This window comes from Fusibacter sp. (genome assembly GCF_057447755.1).
The window spans coordinates 1-21,746 of the sequence record NZ_JBVBZF010000026.1; the positions used below are offsets into that span (position 1 = coordinate 1).

At 35.6% G+C, this 21,746-nt stretch carries 18 protein-coding genes and 2 other annotated features; of the genes, 15 read left to right on the plus strand and 3 right to left on the minus strand.

The features are described 5' to 3' along the window. Positions 1-102: 102 nt before the first annotated feature. Positions 103-1,146, minus strand: coding sequence for a GGDEF domain-containing protein (locus AC220I_RS06615; protein ID WP_486723024.1), 1,044 nt, complete (start codon positions 1,144-1,146; stop codon positions 103-105). Positions 1,147-1,304: 158 nt separating this feature from the next. On the opposite strand from AC220I_RS06615, the gene AC220I_RS06620 reads away from it, so the two are divergent. The 12 genes from AC220I_RS06620 to AC220I_RS06675 all read left to right on the plus strand — a co-directional run bounded on the left by AC220I_RS06620 (position 1,305) and on the right by AC220I_RS06675 (position 15,222). Continuing rightward, the gene (locus AC220I_RS06620; protein WP_486723025.1) at positions 1,305-2,225 is read left to right on the plus strand and encodes an exopolyphosphatase; all 921 of its coding nucleotides are present in this window, start codon (positions 1,305-1,307) and stop codon (positions 2,223-2,225) included. 194 nt (positions 2,226-2,419) lie between these two features. Continuing rightward, complete coding sequence (locus AC220I_RS06625) at positions 2,420-4,036, plus strand: ABC-F family ATP-binding cassette domain-containing protein (protein ID WP_486723026.1); 1,617 nt, start codon at positions 2,420-2,422, stop codon at positions 4,034-4,036. Between the two features lie 204 nt (positions 4,037-4,240). Then, positions 4,241-4,441 (plus strand): cold shock domain-containing protein, encoded by a 201-nt coding sequence (locus AC220I_RS06630; protein ID WP_069876505.1) that lies wholly within the window; start codon positions 4,241-4,243, stop codon positions 4,439-4,441. 351 nt (positions 4,442-4,792) lie between these two features. Then, positions 4,793-5,641, plus strand: coding sequence for a CvfB family protein (locus tag AC220I_RS06635; RefSeq protein ID WP_486723027.1), 849 nt, complete (start codon positions 4,793-4,795; stop codon positions 5,639-5,641). A 58-nt stretch (positions 5,642-5,699) separates the two neighbouring features. Continuing rightward, on the plus strand, positions 5,700-6,077 hold the full coding sequence (locus AC220I_RS06640; RefSeq protein WP_486723028.1) for a PTS sugar transporter subunit IIB: 378 nt from the start codon (positions 5,700-5,702) through the stop codon (positions 6,075-6,077). Positions 6,078-6,147: 70 nt separating this feature from the next. Then, positions 6,148-6,681 (plus strand): cell division protein ZapA, encoded by a 534-nt coding sequence (locus tag AC220I_RS06645; protein WP_486723029.1) that lies wholly within the window; start codon positions 6,148-6,150, stop codon positions 6,679-6,681. 170 nt (positions 6,682-6,851) lie between these two features. After that, positions 6,852-9,311 (plus strand): peptidase U32 family protein, encoded by a 2,460-nt coding sequence (locus AC220I_RS06650; protein WP_486723030.1) that lies wholly within the window; start codon positions 6,852-6,854, stop codon positions 9,309-9,311. Positions 9,312-9,349: 38 nt separating this feature from the next. Then, positions 9,350-11,719 carry an endonuclease MutS2 gene (locus AC220I_RS06655; protein WP_486723031.1) on the plus strand — a complete coding sequence of 790 codons (2,370 nt, stop codon included), beginning with the start codon at positions 9,350-9,352 and terminating at the stop codon, positions 11,717-11,719. Between the two features lie 9 nt (positions 11,720-11,728). After that, positions 11,729-12,709 (plus strand): GNAT family N-acetyltransferase, encoded by a 981-nt coding sequence (locus AC220I_RS06660; RefSeq protein ID WP_486723032.1) that lies wholly within the window; start codon positions 11,729-11,731, stop codon positions 12,707-12,709. Beyond that, complete coding sequence (locus AC220I_RS06665) at positions 12,706-13,440, plus strand: 5-oxoprolinase subunit PxpA (protein WP_486723033.1); 735 nt, start codon at positions 12,706-12,708, stop codon at positions 13,438-13,440. Before AC220I_RS06660 ends, AC220I_RS06665 begins: the two co-directional genes overlap by 4 nt. A gap of 22 nt (positions 13,441-13,462) precedes the next feature. After that, positions 13,463-14,158 carry a 5-oxoprolinase subunit PxpB gene (pxpB, locus tag AC220I_RS06670; protein ID WP_486723034.1) on the plus strand — a complete coding sequence of 232 codons (696 nt, stop codon included), beginning with the start codon at positions 13,463-13,465 and terminating at the stop codon, positions 14,156-14,158. Next, on the plus strand, positions 14,155-15,222 hold the full coding sequence (locus tag AC220I_RS06675) for a 5-oxoprolinase subunit C family protein (protein ID WP_486723035.1): 1,068 nt from the start codon (positions 14,155-14,157) through the stop codon (positions 15,220-15,222). Before pxpB ends, AC220I_RS06675 begins: the two co-directional genes overlap by 4 nt. A 33-nt stretch (positions 15,223-15,255) precedes the next feature. Here the strand turns inward: AC220I_RS06675 and AC220I_RS06680 are convergent, their stop codons facing one another. Then, positions 15,256-16,074 carry a rhomboid family intramembrane serine protease gene (locus AC220I_RS06680; protein WP_486723036.1) on the minus strand — a complete coding sequence of 273 codons (819 nt, stop codon included), beginning with the start codon at positions 16,072-16,074 and terminating at the stop codon, positions 15,256-15,258. A gap of 154 nt (positions 16,075-16,228) precedes the next feature. Beyond that, positions 16,229-16,433: a binding site (T-box leader), on the plus strand. Positions 16,434-16,702: 269 nt separating this feature from the next. Here AC220I_RS06680 and argS point away from each other — a divergent pair. Then, positions 16,703-18,409 carry an arginine--tRNA ligase gene (argS, locus tag AC220I_RS06685; RefSeq protein ID WP_486723037.1) on the plus strand — a complete coding sequence of 569 codons (1,707 nt, stop codon included), beginning with the start codon at positions 16,703-16,705 and terminating at the stop codon, positions 18,407-18,409. Positions 18,410-18,783: 374 nt separating this feature from the next. On the opposite strand, the gene AC220I_RS06690 is transcribed toward argS, so the two are convergent. Further along, complete coding sequence (locus tag AC220I_RS06690; protein WP_486723038.1) at positions 18,784-19,161, minus strand: response regulator; 378 nt, start codon at positions 19,159-19,161, stop codon at positions 18,784-18,786. A 177-nt stretch (positions 19,162-19,338) separates the two neighbouring features. Then, positions 19,339-19,548, plus strand: a binding site (T-box leader). A gap of 36 nt (positions 19,549-19,584) precedes the next feature. On the opposite strand from AC220I_RS06690, the gene AC220I_RS06695 reads away from it, so the two are divergent. After that, entirely contained in the window at positions 19,585-21,108 is a 1,524-nt protein-coding gene (locus AC220I_RS06695) for a 2-isopropylmalate synthase (protein ID WP_486723039.1), read from the plus strand. A gap of 12 nt (positions 21,109-21,120) precedes the next feature. Further along, positions 21,121-21,746: aconitase family protein (locus AC220I_RS06700; RefSeq protein WP_486723040.1), on the plus strand; the 626-nt coding region annotated here is incomplete at its 3' end.

Here is a 21,746-nt window from a genome sequence, read left to right on the forward strand (position 1 = left end):
ACAAAGTTTTTGGGATCAAAATAATCATAAATATATTTACTTTCTACATCTGAAATCGCTAAAATTTTCATAGGTCTCCTATCCTCTAGATAGTTTACCACATTATATTTTATTTGAATATGTCTTTCTTTTGGTTTTGTATAGACTATCATCAGCAATCTTTAAGATTTCATCAAGTGTTTTATTTTCACTTGAAGCTATGCCAATACTAATTTGGACATCATATTCAATATAGGGCATGGCAACGTGAGAAAATGCATTTCGAATTCTTGATGCATAACTTTGAGCGGCATCCACGGTCGTGTGAGGTAAAATGACAAGAAACTCATCTCCACCAAATCGTCCTGCAATATCATAGTTGCGTGAATGATTTCGTAAGATATCACCTAAGTTGGAGAGCATAATATCGCCATCATGGTGTCCAAAGTTATCGTTTACCAGTTTAAAGTTGTCAATATCAATCAATAAAATAGCGAAGGGCATGTTTGTTCTCGAAGCCTTGTTGTATTCCGTCTCTAGGTTCTTTATTAAAAATCTTCTATTATATAACCCAGTCAAATGATCGGTAACAGAGAGTCGATATAACTGAGTTGACTTATCTATAAAATGGTTGTTGATGTAAAAGATTAGGATAAGGGCAATAATTGCACAAAGTGAAAAATTAACACCTATATCAAGGACACGATATTTAAGGTCAGTATAGGTCGCAAATTTTTCGGGTGTTTGATATTCTATGAAATACATGAGTATGGCTTCTAAGAAGCAAAAAATTGGAAACAAATAGTCCTTTTTAGAATCAGCAAGCAGAGCTGAAGTTACGATAATCAAAAAGGTGTACAAAGGCATAGCAGAATTGGAACCTGGAGAGGTAAGCCATGCAATTGGTAGGTAGAGGACATTTAATATGACAAAGAAGGCATATTTGACAAAACTGTGGTAATTCTTGGCAGTTGATAGGTAATAGAGTATGAATAAAATTAACCCAATCATAAGGGGGAGCATAATGTTTGAGAGCGGACGACGATTAAAGGTGTGAATGGTCGCTGCAAAAATAGCTGTGACTGCCGAAATGAAAAGAATTAGGTTCAAAGCATCATGTTTAATGTCAAAGAGTGAGTGAGAGTTAAATTTTTTCTCATGATTCATAGTGCCTCCTAATGTGAGTGATCAATTTATATGACTCAATTTTAAATTTCAAGTAATATTTAAAACGTTTCCTGTTTATATTGCTTTTTTAGTCGTATAATATAATTATACAAGAGAATTTGATGATGTAAATGTAAAGATTAGATAATGGAGGGCTTATGAGTGAAAAATACAGATTGATAACAAGAAGTGATTTTGATGGTCTTGTTTGTGCTGTCTTGTTAAAGGAACTAAATTTAATTGATGATATTAAATTTGTGCATCCAAAGGATATGCAAGATGGGTTAATAGAAGTGACCGACAGAGATATTACAACAAATTTGCCTTATTGTGAAGGTGTCTATCTTGCTTTTGATCATCATTTAAGTGAGACTATTAGAAATCAAGGTGTTCGCGAAAATCATATTATTGATAAAGACGCGCCGTCTGCTGCCAGAGTTGTGTATGAGTATTATGGTGGTAGCGAGCGTTTTAAGTCAATCCCCTATGAAATGATCTTGGCAGTGGATAAGGCGGATTCAGCTCAATTTACCAAAGAAGATGTATTGAATCCTAGTGGCTGGGAACTTTTAAGCTTCATGATGGATGCGAGAACTGGCTTGGGAAGATTTAGGGACTTTACAGTTTCAAATTATCAATTGATGATGGACCTAATAGACTACTGTAAGAACCATACAATTGAGGAGATCTTGGAACTGCCTGATGTAAAAGAGCGTGTAGACCTCTACAACAAGTATCAAGTTGAGTTTAAAGCACAAATTCAAAACAATACCAAGGTATATGATAATGTTATTGTAGTGGATTTGAGAAATGAAGAAACCATATTTCCAGGAAATCGCTTCTATAAATATGCTTTGTTTCCAGAATGCAATATTTCAATTCAAGTTATTTGGGGGCTTAAAAAGCAAAATACAGTGTTTACAGTAGGTAAATCAATCTTCAATAGAAGCAATAAGACTAATATAGGAGATGTCATGCTATCATATGGGGGTGGTGGGCACATGAATGCTGGTACTTGCCAAGTTCCAAATGAAGATGCTGAGAAATTGTTAATTGAAATAATAGAAAAAATTAAGTAATGTGTTGAACTTGAAGCACTGTTCATTTTCTCGTTTTGACGATTAGATGTGAACAGTGCTTTTTAAATAATGTTAAATTATAGCTTTATTTAATGAAATCTTAAAAATAGGATTGTACTTCACTGAAAAAATGATATAATTTATATTCGGGTAAAGGTACGGAACATTATGATTTTTTGAAAGGTGGCAAAACTTTGATACAAGTAACGAATGTTGGATTGAGATTTAGTGATAAAAAATTATTTGACGAAGTTAATGTAAAATTTACACCAGGGAACTGCTATGGCGTGATCGGAGCAAACGGCGCAGGAAAGTCTACTTTCCTCAGAATTCTCTCGGGAGAAATAGAACCAAATGAAGGTGATGTATTTATCACACCTGGTGAAAGACTAGCAGTATTGAAACAGGATCATTTCCAATTTGATGATTATACGGTTTTAGATACTGTTATCATGGGTCATAAAAGACTTTATGAAATTATGAAGGAAAAAGACGAGCTTTACATGAAGCCTGAGTTCACAGAAGAAGATGGTATGAAGGCAGCAGAGCTTGAAGGTGAATTTGCAGAACTCGATGGCTGGGATGCTGAATCTAATGCTGAAAAGCTTTTAAATGGACTTGGTGTGAGATCTGAAAACTTTGGAAAGATGATGGCAGACATTCCATCTGATGATAAGGTTAAAGTTCTACTTGCACAATCTCTATTTGGTGCACCAGATATCCTGCTAATGGATGAGCCTACCAACCACTTGGACTTTAAAGCAATTAACTGGTTAGAAGAATTCTTAATCAATTATGATAAAATTGTCATCGTTGTATCACATGATAGACACTTCTTAAACAAGGTTTGTACCCACATGTTGGACATCGACTTTGGTAAAGCAAAACTATTCGTAGGAAACTATGATTTCTGGTATGAATCAAGTCAGTTAATGCTTAGATTGATGCGTGAGCAGAACAAGAAAAAAGAAGAAAAAATTAAGGAATTACAGGACTTTATTGCAAGATTTAGTTCAAATGCTTCAAAAGCAAAGCAAGCAACTTCTAGAAAGAAAATGCTTGATAAAATAAACATAGAAGACATTCAACCATCATCAAGAAAGTATCCATTTGTTGGCTTCACACCTGAAAGAGAAGCAGGTAAGGATATTTTACAGGTAGAGGGTTTAACCAAAACAATTGATGGTGTTAAAGTACTCGACAATGTTTCTTTCACAATAAACAAAGGTGATAAAGTTGTTGTATTAAGCCGTAATGAAATGGCGAGAACTGCTCTTTTCAAAATTTTAATGGGCGAAATGGAACCAGACGAAGGCAGCTTCAAATGGGGTGTTACAACTTCACAATCATATCTTCCAAAAGATAATACTGAATTCTTCGAAGGTGTTGAAATGAACCTTATTGATTGGTTGAGACAATACTCTGAAGAAAAAACAGAAACCTTCATTCGTGGATTCCTAGGTAAAATGTTATTTTCTGGTGATGAACCGCTTAAAAAGGCGAATGTTTTATCTGGAGGCGAAAAGGTTAGATGTATGTTCTCTAAATTGATGCTTTCTAAAGCTAATGTCATTTTACTAGATGAGCCTACGAATCACCTTGATCTTGAATCTATTGAAGCCGTGAATAATGGTTTAATTGCCTTTAAAGGAACACTTTTATTCACTTCGCATGACCATAAATTTATTGAAACAATCGCAAATCGCGTTTTAGAAATTACGCCAAATGGTGTATTTGATAAGGAAATAGACTTTGATGAGTTCCTTGATGATGAAAATATTCAAAAGCAAATCGAAGCAATGTATGCATAATTTAGCTATTTATGCATAATTAAAAAGACTTGCAATTTTTTCTAAATCAGTGTATTATTAAGTTGTACCTTGATTCACCAGTAAAAAAAATTATTCAAAAAGATCGGATAGCAGTGAAGATGTCTGTCTTAGGCTTCCAAAATTTTGTTATGTTTTTTTTGCACTAGGTTTTTAAGGAAAAAAATTTTGGAGGAACAAAACATGATTAACGGAACTGTAAAATGGTTTAACTCAGAAAAAGGATTCGGCTTTATTACTGCTGAAGATGGAAAAGATGTATTCGTACACTTCTCACAAATTAACAAAGATGGCTTCAAATCTTTAGAAGAAGGCGAAGCAGTAAGCTTTGAAATCGCTCAAGGTCCTAAAGGTCCTCAAGCTGAAAACGTAACACCAATCAGATAGTTACTTAAAACCTCGGTTGATCCGAGGTTTTTTTTCGTTATAGATCATTAGTTCTTTGAGCAATAAGGTTCAAAAAGGTTAGATGCGGCAAAGCAATGTTTTGGCATTAACGGATTGATTGGACAAAATTAAATCAAAAGCTATGATGAGAAATGATCAGCCTTTAGAGTTTAATGTAAGACTTTATAAATGGGTTCGAATGCAAATAAAAGTGTGTTAAGTTAATTGAGAGATAAAAGCGCTTCCACCAAAATACTGTTTAAAAATGGTACAATATGCTATAATATTAAAACAAACGAAAAGACGAGATTTATCCAAAATGAATTGGGTATTAATTTATAAAATGTTATTATGAAAGAGGTAAAAATGTTTAATGTTGGTAAAATTCAAAAGGCTTATGTAAATAGGTTATCTGAATATGGCGCTTATATGAGTGATGAAATAAATGGTGAAGCAGAGATTTTGCTGCCAAATAAATTTAAGCCGAAGGATCTTGTTGTCAATGATGAATTAGACGTTTTTATTTATCATGACTCAGAACAAAGACTCACAGCAACCACGCAAACACCTTTTTTACAGGTTGGTGAAATTGGCGTTTTAAAATGTGTTGGTGGTATAAAATCCGGTTTTTTCTTAAACAATGGGATAGATAAGGATGTGTTTTTACCATTTAATGAAGCCAAAGGTGAACCTATGAACGGCACCAAATGCTTGGTAAAGCTTTTGCTTGATGACAATGGTCATATTTCTGCAACCATGAAAATTTACAATCACTTATCAGATCAAAGTGAATATGAAACAAATCAACAAGTTAAGGGGATTGTCTATGAAATAAAAGACGAAATGGGTGCTTTTGTTGCAGTTGACAACCAATATCACGGGTTTATACCCAAGCATGAATTCTATAAAGAGATAAAAGTGGGTGCTCAAATAGAAGCACGAATCACAAAAATTAGAGATGACGGTAAATTGAACTTAAGTATAAAACAAAAATCAAGTGTTCAAATTTTTAGTGATGTTGAAGTTGTTATGAAAGCCTTAGTTGAAAATGGCGGTATGCTACAACTTAATGACGAGAGCGATCCTGACCTCATAAAACGAAGATTAAACCTTAGTAAACGCGCATTTAAAAGAGCTGTAGGTAAATTGTTAAAAGATCAGAAAATACAGATTTTAGAAGATGGCATTAAGCTTTTATAAAGAAGGAACTAGGCTTATTTAGTGTTGAAAATAAGCATATAAAGTGGTAGGTGATGGTATGGTAAATGTAATTTTAATGTTGTGCACAGGTGGACTGTCAAGTCAGATGTTTTTGAAAAGCGTTTTGAATGCTGCCCAGGAACAAGGTTATAGAGCCAAAATAGACTATGCTTCGGTACTTTATGATCCTGAGGCTGTTCAAAAATATAGTGAACTTGATTATTTGTTTTTATTTGCCCCAGCTACTGAAATTACAAAGGATGCCATTGACACTACATTTCTCAAGATCAACACTATCATGATATCCCCTCAGGTGAGATATATGTCAGCTAGTATTAAACAAATTTCTATTGATGCTCATATCAACTGCTTGATTCTTGAACCTGAGACGTTTGCAGAACTTGCAGGAAAAGAGTGTTTTCAGATAATAAAATGAAAAGATTGTATGAAAAAAATTCAAATTTTAGTATAATAGTAGTTAGGTAACTTGCTTGGAGGTGTATTTAATGCAAAAAAAGAATAAAGTTATTGTCAAAATTATGGATAGAGAATATACATTGGTAAGTGAAGATTCTAGAGAGCACATGCAAAGTGTCGCAAATTATGTTGATGACAAAATGCGTGAAACTTTTGAAAGCAATAGAAAATTAAGTACTTCAATGATTGGCGTTTTGACGGCTTTAAATATTGCAGATGAATTTTTTAAAGTCAATAGTGAAAAAAATGAACTTGAAAAACGCATTAATTCACCTCAATATGAGCTTAAAAGCGCTAGAGATGAACTTGATGCAGTTGTAGCTGAGTTTGATAGACGAAGTAAAGCTTATGAGAAGATGGTTCAGGAATTTTCTAAATTGATAGATTCATCAAGCATATATGAAACAGGCGTTTCTCAATTGAGAAAAAGAATGGATAAATTAGATCACGAGTTAAAAGACAAAGAAGATAATCTAAAACGCTCTAGGGATGAAGTTGCTGAGCTTGAGAAGGAATTTTCTCATAGAGAAGGTCAATTAAGAGTGATTGATTTTGAAGACTAGACAAACTAATCATTTAAGTACCTTACATTATTGTTAAGGTACTTTTTTTATATAGATCATTAGTTTTCATCTAACCTTGAATAAGAGTTATTAACTTGTGAAAAGCGGTTAGATGAGAAGAGTGACGACAAAACAAGGTTTTGGCGTTAAATGATTATGGAGAATATAGAATGAAAAATATAGAATTATTAGCACCAGCTGGCTCTATAGAGAGCTTAAATGCAGCTATTAATGCAGGTGCAGATGCAATATATATTGGAGGAAGTGCGTTCGGTGCTAGAAAATCGGCGGGCTTCAGTAACGAGGAATTAAGAGAGGCTGTTGAAATTTGTCATAAAAATGGTGTCTTAATTTATGTGACAGTCAATACCCTGATAAAAGAAAATGAGCTTTCTGATTGTATGGCATTTGTTGATTTTTTATACCATGCAAATGTTGATGCCCTTATATTGCAGGACTTTGGTTTGGTTAAAGCGATCAAAAAATATTATCCGGATTTCGATTGTCATGCGAGTACACAAATGACACTACATTCAACAGAAGATGTTCTATTTGCAGCTGAATGTGGCTTTACACGGGTTGTTGTCGCGAGAGAGTTAAGCTTTGAAGAAATTAAGGCAATTCGCAAAGAGACTGATATTGAACTGGAAGTATTTATACATGGGGCTTTGTGTATTTCTTATTCAGGTAACTGTCTAATGAGTAGTATGATTGGCGGCAGAAGTGGAAATAGAGGCAGTTGTGCCCAACCATGCCGTAAAAAGTATACACTAAAACAACAAGATACAGGCGAAATCATGTCTCAAAAAGGGCAGGTTTATTTATTAAGCCCTAAGGACCTATCTGTTATTGAACATATTGAGGCCTTTAAACAAGTTCAAAAGATTTCACTAAAAATAGAAGGGCGTTTAAAGGGGCCAGACTATGTTTATAACGTCGTTTCACATTATAGAAATGCAATAGATGGTAGGTTAAATACCATTCAAGATTTAAGAAAGAGCTTTAATCGGCAGTTTACGGAAGGTCATCTCTTCGAGGCTAAGTTTGATGAGTTGATGAATTATGAAATTCCGAGTGCATACGGCACCATCTTAGGCAAGGTAAAAAGTTATGATAATCAATTTGCAGAACTGGTTTTATTTGATACCTTAAATAAAGGGGATGAGCTTCAATATCGCTACAATGGGGCAACATCTGGTGCCAGAGCAGAAGTTATAATAAAGGGCAATGAAAAAGTTGAATTTGCAGATAAGGGTGACGTTGTAAAAGTAAATTATAAATATCCCTTGAAGAAAAATGCGATTCTTTATAAAACTTATGACAAGCAGTTTATTGATGAAATGGTTCGAAATGGTAAAGTGCAGTATCCCAAATATGGTGTAAAGTTTGACTTCGTAGCCAAATTAGATAATCCAGCATGTTTAAAAGCGACATTGGTTAATTTGGACCATGATGAGCTCATGTCAGCATTTGAACCAGTGCAAATAGATGCCCTAAAGGCAGTAGAGAAGGCCAGATCCATGCCGCTTGATTCCAATCGAATTTATGAACAGTTGTCTAAACTGGGGGGGACCTCATTTTATCTTGATACTTTAGACGTTGAAATTGACGATGACATTGCACTTCCAATCAGTGAGCTAAACAGGATGAGAAGACAGGCCATCGGCATGATTGAAAAGCAAATGCTAAACAAGTATCCTAACAGAATCGCAAAGGAGTTGAAAGAAGATGTGCCTGAGGCTTTTAAACTTTCAATGCAAGAGCGTATAAAAAATCATGATCCGGTAAAGTTAGCAAACGCGACAAAGAAAATTTATAGAATACACGTATATGACAAACTGCAACTTGAACAAGTAATGAGTTTTAGGTATAAAAATGAGGGTCATTTAACCGTTGAGATTTTATATCATGATTTAAAGCATTACATGAGTATTTTTAAAGAATGTATGGATGAGAATATCATTCCGGCATTGCCTAAAATCGTGAGGAATGATGAGCTTGATTTTATTAAAACTTTCATACGATTATACTTTTCACAAGATGAAAGCATGAGGCAAATCAGTATTTCACATTTACCGCACTTAGGTATGATAAGACTTTATCAAAATGCAAGGGTCATAATTGAAGAAGATGCGATGCTATTTAATAGCCTCGCAATAAAGAGTTTTGAAATTCAGGATTTCGCATTGACTCATGAAGTCACTTTTGATGAGTCTAAGGTCATCTTAAAGCATCTCGATGAAGCCTTATATAAGCTACAGTGGTATGTCTATGGTCGTTTTCCGGTTATGACCAGCGAATATTGTGTTGTTGGCGGCGTTTTAGATGGGCATGATCACTGTGGTAGATGCTCAAAGGCATCTTATATGTTAGAAGACGAAATGCATGAAGCCTATCCCCTGTATCTAGAGCCAAGTATTTGTAGAATGCACCTCTTGCTGCCAAGACCCATCTATCTAGTAGATGAGATGGATACAATGTTGAAAAATGGCATTCGAATTTTTAAAATTAGCTTTTTAGGTGCAAGTGACCTTGAAATTGAACAGATTCTTGAACAGCTTGCTCAAAATCATTACAAGTTTGATCGAGACTTATATTCTCGTGGACATTTTAAAAAGGAAATAGAATAATCAATTCGTATAATGAAAATAAAAGGAAGTGAATAGACATGTTAGAAAAGACACTTAGAGTACTTGAATATCCTAAAATCATAGAAATGTTAGCTGAAAACGCCTCTTCTGCATTGGGTAAGTCCGTTTGTAGAGCTTTAGAACCTCAAACTGATATTGGAACAATCCGACATTGGTTAAATGAGACAACCGAAGCGACCGGAATGTTAATTCAATTTGGCAATATCCCCATGGGACCGCTTTTTGACTTAAAAGATCATATTAAGATCGCTCAAATCGGCGGCTGTTTATCACCTAAACAACTTCTTGAGGTTTGTGATTCTTTAAGAACTTCAAGAGCGATGAAGAAATTCATTTCGGGCTCTGAAAGTGCACAGGAGAAGTATCCAAAGTTAAATGAAATTGCATCTCTTATTACAATACATCAAGAGGTAGAGAAACACATAGAGCTATGTATTATTAGTGATCAAGAAATTTCAGACCATGCTTCACCAGAGCTAAAGAAAATTAGAAAAGGCATTGAGAGCAAAAATGCTGCAATTAGGCACAAGTTGGAGTCAATTATCTCCTCTCCAAATTATCAGAAGTACCTTCAAGATACGATCATAACCATAAGACAGGATCGTTTTGTCATCCCGGTAAAAAGTGAGCATAAAAATCATATTAAAGGGATGGTACATGACCAGTCTTCTAAAGGCAGTACTTTTTACATTGAACCGATGGCAGTCGTTGAACTTAACAACGAAATGCGCATGTTAAAAGTTGAAGAGCAAAAGGAAATAGAGCGTATTTTGAGAATGCTTACAGGTGAGGTTGCTGAAATAGGGGAAGGCGTAATCGCAAATATTAGTGCTTTGACACAGCTTGATTTTATCTTTGCAAAGGGCAAGTTATCATTGGCCATGCGTGGTATTGAACCTGAGATTAATACAGCAAATCGATTTAGAATTAAAAACGGTAGACATCCATTAATTCCAAAAGATGTGGTTGTCCCTTCAAATATTTGGCTTGGGGAGAGCTTCTCAACCTTGCTAATCACTGGACCTAATACAGGTGGTAAAACGGTAACGCTCAAAACAGTTGGTTTACTGACACTAATGACACAAGCTGGAATGCATATTCCTGCAAGTTATGGCACTGAAATTGGCATTTTTGAAAATGTGTTTGCAGATATTGGTGACGAGCAAAGTATAGAGCAAAGCTTAAGTACTTTTTCATCACATATGACCAATATCGTTCAGATACTAAACTCAGTAACCCCTAATTCTCTCTGTTTATTCGATGAACTCGGTGCCGGCACTGATCCAACTGAGGGTGCTGCACTTGCCATGGCAATATTGGATAAACTTAAAAAATGGAATATAAGAACGCTTGCAACCACTCATTATTCTGAATTAAAAGAATATGCAATTATCAATGATGGCATTGAAAATGCGAGTGTTGAATTTAACGTGGAAACATTAAGTCCAACCTATAAATTGCTCATTGGCATCCCAGGAAAATCAAATGCATTTGAAATTTCAAAGAAACTTGGATTAAGCCAAGAGCTAATTGATTATGCAAAAGAATATGTTCATAAGGATAATATTGAGTTCGAAGAAATTATTGCCAACATAGAGAAGAACAGAAAACAGGTTGAAGAAGAAAGAGATGAAGCGATTCGATTGAGATTGGAAGTTGAAAAGCTCAAGAAGAGTTTGCAAGAAAAAGAAGAAAAAATTACGCTTCAAAGAGACCGTATTTTGAAGACATCAAAAGATGAAGCAAAAGAGATACTCAAACGTGCAAAAGATGAAACAGATCAAATCGTAAAGTCCCTACGCGATATTAAGAAAAATGCGGATCAGACTAAGAACAAAGAAATTGAGGAAATGCGTAAGCGTTTAGCGGATTCTATTAATGCAGTGACAGATTCGGTTATCGATGTAGAAGCCATTAATGAGTTTGCACCAGAATCTCTTCTGGTTGGAGATAGTGTTATTGTATTGTCCATTAACCAAGAGGCAACAGTCATCACACTTCCAAATGAAAAGGGTGATTTAACGGTTCAAGTGGGTCTCATGAAAATGAATGTTAATCTAAAAGGCTTGGCCTTGATCAACAAAAAGAAACGCGATGAAAAAGTCGTAAAGAAGGTAAGGGCTTTCAATGCAACATCAGCAACCATAAAAACTGAAATTGATGTCAGAGGGAACAATATAGAAGATGCAATAATGATCATTGATAAGTATTTAGATGATGCTGCTATTTCTAATCTTGAACGTGTCAGAATCATTCATGGAAAAGGGACTGGCGTACTGAGAAAAGGGTTACATGAGCATTTTAAAAGACATCCACATGTTAAAAAGTTTGAGGATGCGGCTTATAACGAAGGTGGTTATGGTGCCACTGTGATTGACTTAAAATAGAGGGATTTCATGATTAAAACAAAGCAATTGATCTTAACACCATTGTCGCTTGAATTTTATGAAGCACTTGTGGATTCAGACAAATCTTTTTTTGAAAAGGCAGGGTTAAAAATTCCTGACCATTGGTTTTTGCCTGATTATTTGGAAGTTGTCAGTAGTTTCATCTCGATGATTGCCTTGGGATGTGATCCAAATTTTCTTGGGTGGATGGTTCAAGACCAAAAAAGTGAGGCAATTATAGGCGATTTTAACTTTAATGGTGGACCGGATAATGGTGAAGTTGAGATTAGTTACTCACTATTACCAGCGTATCAAAATATGGGTTTTGGCACTCAGATTGTTAGTGGGATTCTCTTGTGGGCTTATTTTCAAGGCAATATAAAGGCCATCAATGCTCAAACTAGGGTTACCAATAAAAGATCACAGGCACTTCTTATTAAAAATGGATTCAAAGTTAAATTAGAACATTATCCATATGTGGATTATCAATTTGATATGAAACATATTATTCAGCAGTTTCCAGAGTATAATTTGCAAAACGGATTTGCAGTTAGCAGCTGTCTTTTGGGTCTTGATGCAAAGTATTCTGGCGGTAATAATCAAGTCAATGAATTACTGGATCTATCTAAAGTTGTAAAAATGGTGCCCTTTTGTCCAGAACAACTTGGTGGACTCAGCACACCAAGAGATCCAGCTGAAATTGTAAATAATAAGGTTATAACAAAGACGGGTCTAGATGTTACTGATGCATTTTTAAGAGGTGCTGAAGAAACGCTGAAGATTTTAGAAATAACTGGTCAGAGAGCTATTATCCTAAAGGATGGTAGTCCATCATGTGGAAGTTCAAAGATATATGATGGGACCTTTACAATGACAAAAATAACTGGGAGCGGTAAGACTTGTGACAGATTATGTGAAACATATGAAAATCTGTTGATATATAATGATCGAAAGGACTTGATTATATGGCAAGGAGGCATGGCTTTATGATTGGTTTGGATTTGAATTCGGATATAGGTGAAGGTTATGGTCAATTCAGAGTTGGCAATGATGCAGAAATTATACCCTGGATAACATCAGCCAACATAGCTGTGGGTATGCATGCTGGTGATCCTATGATTATAAGTAAAACACTTTCGCTATGTAAACAACATAATGTGAGTGTTGGTGCTCATCCTGGGTATATGGATTTACATGGTTTTGGCAGAAGATCTGTCAAAATGGCGCTTGAAGACTTTGAGGCACTAGTATGTTATCAATTAGGCGCTTTCAAGACACTTTGTGACTTTAAGGGATTAAAATGCCATCATGTAAAACCCCATGGTGCCATGTATAACGATTTAGCTCTTGATGGCGTTCTTGCAGAGACTTTTGCGGAGATTATAAGGCGATTTGATCCGAGTCTTTTAATATATGGTCTTCCCAACACAGCCCTCGAAGTGGCAGTGGAAAAGTGTGGTTTAAATTTCGTTCCTGAAATATTTGTAGATCGAAATTATACATCCGATGGATTACTTGTTTCTAGAGGTATTGAAAACGCAATTATTGAGGAAGTTGATGAAATGGTTGAACGCATCATTGAGTGGACTAGAACCGGAAAAATTAAAGCGATTACAGGTGAAACGATTGAGATTAGAGGCAAAACACTCTGCGTTCATGGTGATCAACCTAATGGTGCTTTAATTGCTAAAAAATTATATGATGCATTAAGGTATATTTAAGCCAAGATAGATTGAGGGTAAAATGGAATATAAGATAAAAAATATTGGAGATCAAGCGATCTCCATTTACTTTGAAAATAAAATAGATATTAGTATTAATCAAAGTGTTCACTATATAATGGATCACCTGAAGGCGATGTCTTTAGTAGGTATCAAAGGGTATGTGCCTGCATATCAAAGTTTGATGATTTATTATGATCCTTATATTTTAAAGGAAATAATTCTAAAAGATATTTTAACTAATCTTGCTGATAATCTAGGACCTCTGACGACTGACAATAAGCTGGGATACAGGATTCCCGTCTTATATGAAGGGTCAGAATTAGCCTATGTGGCTGATTATCATGGCATGCCAATAAATGAGGTTATAGAGCGACACACAAAACCAAATTATTATATTTATTTCCTTGGATTTGCACCTGGATTTCCTTATCTTGGCGGTCTTGATCCCAAAATTGCAACACCAAGACTTGAACAACCCAAAATAAAAATTGAAGAAGGATCGGTTGGTATTGCCGACCATCAAACCGGTATTTATACAATTAGTTGTCCAGGAGGCTGGCAAGTAATTGGTAAGACACCCTTAAAACTCTTTAGAGAAAATTCTTGTGCCTTAGAAGCAGGTAAATACATTCAGTTTTATGCCATAGATCAAAAAACATATGACATGTTAAAAGATAATGATGATGGTGCGATTAGACTGGAGGTGTTAAAGTGATTCAAACACAACTTGAAATAATCAAGCCAGGTATTTTAATGACCATTCAAGATCAAGGTAGATATGAGGGCTTGCATCTGGGAATTCCACAAAGTGGTTGTATGGACACATATGCGGGTATTATGGCCAATAGACTTGTTGGTAATTCAAGAAATACACCTCTTATTGAAATGACTTTTGGAAATTTTGAAATTAGGTTTAATCATAAGGCCTTGATTGCGGTAACTGGTGCTCTAGGTGAACTTTTTATTAACAATACTCAAATCAACCTCTGGGAAAGTTATTTGCTTAATCCAGGGGACGTAATAAAAATGCATGACTGTCAGTTTGGTTGTCGAAATTATCTTGCTGTTCAAGGCGAGTGGATGATTGGTGAACCTCAATATGGCTCATACGCCACTTACATTAGAGGGGGTATTGGAGGCTTAAACGGAAAGACCATATCTAAAGGCCAGCAAATTTCCATTAGAGGCCAGGTCAATCCTGTTAAGCGAAAAGTTAAAGCTAATAATTCAGTCTACTTTAAAATGCTTCGTCAATCTCACAAAGAGGTTAGGGTAAGTTTAGGGCCACAAGAAGATTCGTTTTCTACACTTGGTATTAAGCATTTTTTTAGTGAAGGTTACCAAGTGCTCCCTCAAAGTGATCGGATGGGGATAAGACTTAGTGGAAAGCAAATTGGACATGTGAAACCAGCAGACATTATTTCAGATGGGATTGCATTCGGTGCCATTCAAGTGCCTTCAAGTGGACAACCCATTATTATGATGGCAGATCGCCAAACCACAGGAGGGTACACAAAAATTGGGACGGTTCTCAGTGATGACCTTCCCATTATTGCACAAGCCGTGGCAGGTGATGTTCTCCATTTTAGAAACGACTTTAAGACGCATGCGTTAACGAATGATATAGCCAATGATACAATAAATGATACAGCGAAAGCATTTAGTGGTTGTGATGACAATGAAACGGGTTGTAGTATTTTAGAAACACGCTATTATGATATTAATGTAAATAAAAAAAACTTCCACATCATGGTGGAAGTTCTTGAAGACTCGTTATGATTTTAAATGGTATTTAAGCACGCCAGGTCTTCCTTATTGGGAGATCAGGTTTTTAATTTGTTGCAATTGTACTTCATCGGGAAACTTCTCAAGACCTTGATTGATCACTTTTAGAGCTTTTTCAGGTTTCTCTTGATAGTAATAATAGCTCGCCGATGTAGCATAAAAATCAGAAGTAGATCGCATTGTGACGACACCTGTAATGGTTGGTACAAGGAAGAGCAAAACGGTTACAAATTGTATCAAAATGCGTTTTGGTGTGAAGGCCTTTTCATGATAAATGCCAACACCAAAAGCAGCGACAAAACCACCAATTAAACCAGCAATATGGCCAACGACGTCAATATTTGGTCTTACAAAGCTAATGACTAAGTTGATTCCGATTAATATGAGAAAATCGGTGCCGAAAATTCGCTTATAGGCATGAGGGTTTACAAAATAGAGGTAAAGATTCGCACCAAAGAGTCCAAAAATCGCACCCGATGCACCAACACTTGTGTTGGGTACCAGTAGGAAGCTAAAGGCCGAACCGATTAAGCCTGAAATAAAATAAATGAAAAGATACTTTTTGGGGCCATAAAAGCGTTCGATATCCCTACCTAAAATATAGAGCGCCATCATGTTAAAAATAAGGTGCATTATATCAGCATGTAAGAATATAGCACCCAATAAGCGCCAAAATTGTCCCATTGCAATCAGAATGTTTATTTTTGCACCTAGAATTAAAAAGGCACTACCACCTGCAAAATTGATGATTGTTGATAATATAAACATGATCACATTGATTCCGATTAGAATTTCTGTGAGTGTCGCTGATTTCACTTTTCGTATATAATAATTGATGTTAGCCATTTAAACGCTCCTATTAAAATTTGATTATAATAATATTATAAACATTGAATTGTTAAATTGAAACCACTTAATTGTAAACAATAAAAGAATCTTCAAAATGATTGCTTTTAAAATGAATTTATGATAAAATACCATGTAATTAACTGAATAATTAAAGAGTTCTTTGATTGGGAGAGTAAGTTATAAAAGTCTTTTAGCGAGCCGATGTTGATGGAAGATTGGTAGATGATTATGATTGAAGCGCACCCATGAGATTTTAGCTGAATTGAGTAGGCTGAACGGTTGTCCCGTTATAGACATGGAGTGAGAACACTAATGTGTTCTAAGTAGAGTGGTACCGCGGATTTTTCGTCTCTTACATTTATGTAAGAGGCGTTTTTTATTATAAATCATTAGTTTTCATCCAGCTTTGAGCAAGAATGTTCAACTTGCGAAATGCGGTTAGATGAGAACGTTAACGCCAAAACAAGGTTATGGTGTTAAATGATTATATGATCATTAGTTTTCATCCAGCTTTGAGCAAGAGGTTTAGGACTCAAGCGATGTCAGTGAAAACTGTTTTGAGTCATCGAAAGATGACGACATGCTATCGTATTTAAAATATTTATTATAAATAATGGAGGATTGTATGGATTATAAAGTATCTATTGCAACATTACTAAGTAAGCATATTGAAGGCTTAAGTTATGATGAAATTCTGAACTTGATGGAACATCCCAAAAATAAGGACATGGGGGATTTCGCATTTCCATGCTTTAAATTGGCTAAAGCTTATAGAAAAGCGCCTGTACAAATTGCAGATGAACTTAAAGGTCAATTAGAGTCAAATGAACTGTTTGAATCGGTTTCATCAGTTGCAGGATTTTTGAATTTTACCATCAATCAGGAGCATTTTGTTAAAACGATTTTATCAGAGGTTCTAACATTGGGTTCAGAGTATGGCAAATCAAAAATTGGACAAGGTCAAAAGGTAATCGTTGAGTATTCGTCAGTTAATATTGCAAAGCCTTTCCACATGGGTCACATCAGAAGTACCATGATTGGAGAATCCTTAAATAGAATTTATAAATTCTTGGGTTATGATACTGTTGCAATTAATCATTTGGGTGATTATGGAACTCAATTTGGTAAATTGATTGTAGCTTACAAACTTTGGGGCAGCAAGGAAGTCATCGAGGCTGATCCAATCAACGAACTCTTAAAGATATATGTAAGATTCCACGATGAAGCGGAATCTAAACCAGAGTTAAATGATGAAGCTAGAGCATGGTTTACAAAGCTTGAAAATGGCGATCCAGAAGCGGTGGAATTATGGACATTGTTTAAAGATATGTCACTAATTGTATTCAATAGAGTTTATGGTCTATTAGGTGTTACCTTTGATTCATATGCAGGAGAGAGTTTTTATTCAGATAAAATGCCAGCTATCTTATCTGAACTCAGAGAGAAAAATATTGTTGAAAAATCAGATGGTGCAGAAATTGTTAACCTTGAACCATATGGTATGCCACCAGCCTTGATTACTAAAAAAGACGGTTCGTCATTATATATGACACGTGACCTTGCAGCAGCAAAATATAGAAAAGATCACTACAATTTTGACAAGAATATCTATGTGGTTGGTAGTGCTCAAAAGCTTCATTTCCAGCAATGGTTCAAAATTATTGAGCTCATGGGCTATGCGTGGAGTAAAGATTGTATTCATGTAGAGTTTGGAATGGTTTCCCTTGAAGATGGCTCTTTATCGACAAGAAAAGGGCAAGTTGTTTTCCTTGAAGATGTGCTTCAAAAGGCGATTGAACAGACTCAAGCAATTATCAACGAAAAAAATCCTGACTTAGCAAATAAGGAAGAAATTGCAAAACAAGTTGGTGTTGGTGCTGTTGTCTTCCAAGAGCTTTATACAAGTAGAACTAAGGATTATTCATTCTCATTAGATAGAACCTTATCTTTTGAAGGGGAAACAGGACCGTACGTTCAGTATACACATGCAAGAGCGTGTAGTGTTCTTCGAAAAGCAGGCGACACAGAAATTCCAACAGTTGATCAAATTGATTTCTCTAAATTAGATGATGAAGCGTCTAAGGAAGTTGTTCGTCTTTTAAGTAAATATAATGAGAGTGTTGTCTTGGCTCATAAGAACTATGAACCTCACACTGTTGCGAGATATGTTGTTGAGCTTGCTCAGAATTTTAACAGATTTTACCATGACAATGCAATTTTAGTTGATGACGAAGCTCTTAAAATTGCGAGATTGTCATTGGTTAAAGCCGTTAAAATCGTTATCGAAAGTGCCCTTAAACTCGTATGTTTAGAAGCGCCTGATCAAATGTAGTTTATCCTCATCAACATTTGTGACATCTAACGATGTCTCAAAGCAATTTTCGCTGACGCTGTTTGAGGTTAAACATTACTCGTCACAGCTTTTGGCTCAAATTTTGTTGTCTTGCAACATTTGTGACATCTGACGATGTCTCAAAGCAATTTTCGCTGACGCTGTTTGAGGTTAAATATTCCTCATCACAGCTTTTGGCTCAAATTTTGTTGTCTTGCAACATTTGTGACATCTGATGATGTCTCAAAGCAATTTTCGCTGACGCTGTTTGAGGTTAAACATTCCTCATCACAGCTTTTGGCTCAAATTTTGTTGTATATAATAAAAAAAGCGTGTTGTTTTAGAAAATATTTTTCTAACAACGCGCTTTATTTTTAATTGTTTGATTCCATCATGTCTTCAATTCGATCCAAGACATTATTTAATGTATCAATGTTTAAATTTTCTTTTAGGATAAAATCATAAAAATCCAATCCTTTTAATCGCTTATTTAAATTTTCCACCTCTGAAGATGTAAGTATAACAATCGGAATTGTGCAGAATTTAGAACTTTTAAGTTCTTTTATTAACTCTTCGCCTGACATATCAGAAAGCTCCATTCCAGTGAAAATAACATCGATTTCATCATGTGCTAAAATTTTAAATAAGTCATTTCCTTGTCTTGAATCAAAATATGCATGACCACTTCTTAAGACTAAATCGTGTACGACACGTCTAAAAAAATCACTGTATTCAAAATGAAGTATTCTCATAGCCGCTCCTTTTACTATTGTAGATGTATAAGTTATTCTATCATTATAATACCCGAAAAAACAAAAAATAACAAATGATTGCATAAAATAATTTTAAATATAAAAAATGTTTCGCAAATTTAACAAAATGTATTGACACCCTATCCAAACATTGTTATATTAGTTTTCAATATAAGAAAACAGACTTTGACGGAGAATGCTAAAGAAAGCTTTTTAAGAGACCTGATGGCTGGTGTGAATCAGGAGGGCAAACTTTAACTCTCACTCCCGAGTTTTGTATCTGAATTTAGTAAGATATGACGTTACTCACGTTACGAGATCAAAGTGACATGAACTAAGTTTATGTAATTTGGGTGGTACCGCGCGGATAAAGACTGCGTCCCATTTGGGGCGTAGTCTTTTTTTAATTCAAAAAAACAAAATATGGAGGAAATGGAAATGAAAAGAATTAAAATATTTGATACAACTTTGAGAGATGGCGAACAAGCGCCGGGCTTTACAATGAATTTATCCGAAAAGGTTAAAATAGCAAAACAACTCGAAAAATTAGGTGTGGATGTCATAGAAGCAGGATTTGCAATTGCATCACCTGGCGACTTTAACGCAATTCGAGAGATTTCTAGAAATGTTGGCAATATCAGTGTTGCTTCACTTGCCAGAACGACAAAATTAGATATAGATCGCGCATGGGAAGCTTTACAGTTTGCAAAGAAACCAAGAATTCACTTGTTCATCGCTACTTCTGATGTACATTTAAAGCATAAATTGAAATTAACGAGAGAAGAAGTTTTAAAATCAGCAGTTGAAGGTGTTCGATATGCCAAGCGATTCTTCGATGATATTGAATTTTCTGCAGAGGATGCGGTTAGAAGTGATTTGGGATTCCTTACCGAGATTTTCTCGGCTGTTATTGCAGAGGGTGTAAAAACCATAAACATTCCGGATACAGTGGGTTACACCACACCAGATGAATACTACACATTCATCAAGACCTTGAGAAATCAAATCACAAATATTGAAAATGTTGAAATCTCAGTTCACTGTCACAACGATTTGGGTTTTGCAGTTGCCAACTCACTTGCAGCTATAAATGCTGGTGCAACACAAATCGAATGTACCATTAATGGTATAGGAGAGAGAGCTGGAAATGCTGCACTTGAGGAAATCGTCATGGCGATTGACACCCGTAAAGATTACTTTAACTGCTTTACGAATGTTGATACTAAGCAAATTATGAAGACGAGTAAATTACTTCAAAATATCACGGGTGTCAAAGTGCAGCCCAACAAAGCAATTGTCGGTGATAACGCTTTTGCCCATGAAGCAGGTATTCATCAGCATGGTGTACTACAAGAGCGTACAACATATGAGATCATGACACCAGAATCGGTTGGTCTTGATACAAATAAAATTGTACTTGGTAAACACTCGGGTAGACATGCATTTGTGGACAGGGTTAAAGCCTTAGGGTATGTATTGGATTCAACAGAACTTGAAACGGCATATGCGTCTTTCATTGAACTTTGCGACAAGAAAAAAGATGTTTTCGATGCCGATATTGATGCTATCTTAAATAAAGAGACAACACACATTCCTGAGGTTGTAAAACTTGAAACTTTCATGATTCACTCTGGAAAACACATTCCTGCTACTGCGACGATCTCGTTGAAAATCGATGGTAACGAAATTACAGATGCCTCAGTAGGAGATGGTCCAGTAGATGCTTCATTCAAAGTAATTGAAAAGTCTGTTCATAAAACGATAAAATTAATCGATTACAAGATCAACGCCGTTACAGAAGGCAAGGATGCACTAGGAGAAGCAGTGGTTGTCTTGAAAATAGAAGATCGTAATTTCCGAGGAAGAGGCATTAGTACGGATGTCATTGAAGCCAGCATAAATGCCTATATTGAGGCGGTAAATAAATCATATATAGACTTAAACTAGGAGGGAAACAAAATGGGAATGACCATGACACAGAAAATTTTAGCAGCACATTGCCAGAGGGAGAATTTAGTTGCTGGAGAGTTCGTACATGTTGACTTAGACATGGTACTTGGAAATGATATAACAGCACCGGTTGCAATTGATAGTTATGATCAGATGGGCGTGAGACAAGTATTTGATCCAAAGAAAATTGCATTGGTCCCAGATCACTTTACACCAAACAAAGATATTGAAACGGCAAACCTTGCCATTAAAATGAGACAGTTTGCAAAAAACAATCAAATCGAAAATTATTTCGAAATTGGTCAAATGGGCATTGAGCATGCTCTGTTGCCTGAAAAAGGTCTAGTTGTTGCTGGCGACGTTGTTATTGGCGCATATTCTCACACCTGTACCTATGGGGCACTGGGTGCTTTCTCCACAGGTATTGGCAGTACTGATATGGCTGTGGGAATGGCAACTGGAAAGTGTTGGTTCAAAGTCCCTACTGCTATCAATATTGAGCTTAGCGGTGCACTAAGAGATTGGACGAGTGGAAAAGATGTCATTTTACACCTCATTGGCCTAATTGGTGTTGATGGTGCTAGATATCAGTCGCTTGAGTTTACAGGACAAGGTTTATCGAGTCTTACCATGGA

Coding starts and splice junctions, on each gene's coding strand:
- AC220I_RS06615 (WP_486723024.1), bottom strand. CDS start 1,146: ATGAATCATGAGAAAAAATTTAACTCTCACTCACTCTTTGACATTAAA.
- AC220I_RS06620 (WP_486723025.1), top strand. CDS start 1,305: ATGAGTGAAAAATACAGATTGATAACAAGAAGTGATTTTGATGGTCTT.
- AC220I_RS06635 (WP_486723027.1), top strand. CDS start 4,793: ATGAAAGAGGTAAAAATGTTTAATGTTGGTAAAATTCAAAAGGCTTAT.
- AC220I_RS06640 (WP_486723028.1), top strand. CDS start 5,700: ATGGTAAATGTAATTTTAATGTTGTGCACAGGTGGACTGTCAAGTCAG.
- AC220I_RS06645 (WP_486723029.1), top strand. CDS start 6,148: ATGCAAAAAAAGAATAAAGTTATTGTCAAAATTATGGATAGAGAATAT.
- AC220I_RS06650 (WP_486723030.1), top strand. CDS start 6,852: ATGAAAAATATAGAATTATTAGCACCAGCTGGCTCTATAGAGAGCTTA.
- AC220I_RS06655 (WP_486723031.1), top strand. CDS start 9,350: ATGTTAGAAAAGACACTTAGAGTACTTGAATATCCTAAAATCATAGAA.
- AC220I_RS06660 (WP_486723032.1), top strand. CDS start 11,729: ATGATTAAAACAAAGCAATTGATCTTAACACCATTGTCGCTTGAATTT.
- AC220I_RS06665 (WP_486723033.1), top strand. CDS start 12,706: ATGATTGGTTTGGATTTGAATTCGGATATAGGTGAAGGTTATGGTCAA.
- pxpB (WP_486723034.1), top strand. CDS start 13,463: ATGGAATATAAGATAAAAAATATTGGAGATCAAGCGATCTCCATTTAC.
- AC220I_RS06680 (WP_486723036.1), bottom strand. CDS start 16,074: ATGGCTAACATCAATTATTATATACGAAAAGTGAAATCAGCGACACTC.
- argS (WP_486723037.1), top strand. CDS start 16,703: ATGGATTATAAAGTATCTATTGCAACATTACTAAGTAAGCATATTGAA.
- AC220I_RS06690 (WP_486723038.1), bottom strand. CDS start 19,161: ATGAGAATACTTCATTTTGAATACAGTGATTTTTTTAGACGTGTCGTA.
- AC220I_RS06695 (WP_486723039.1), top strand. CDS start 19,585: ATGGAGGAAATGGAAATGAAAAGAATTAAAATATTTGATACAACTTTG.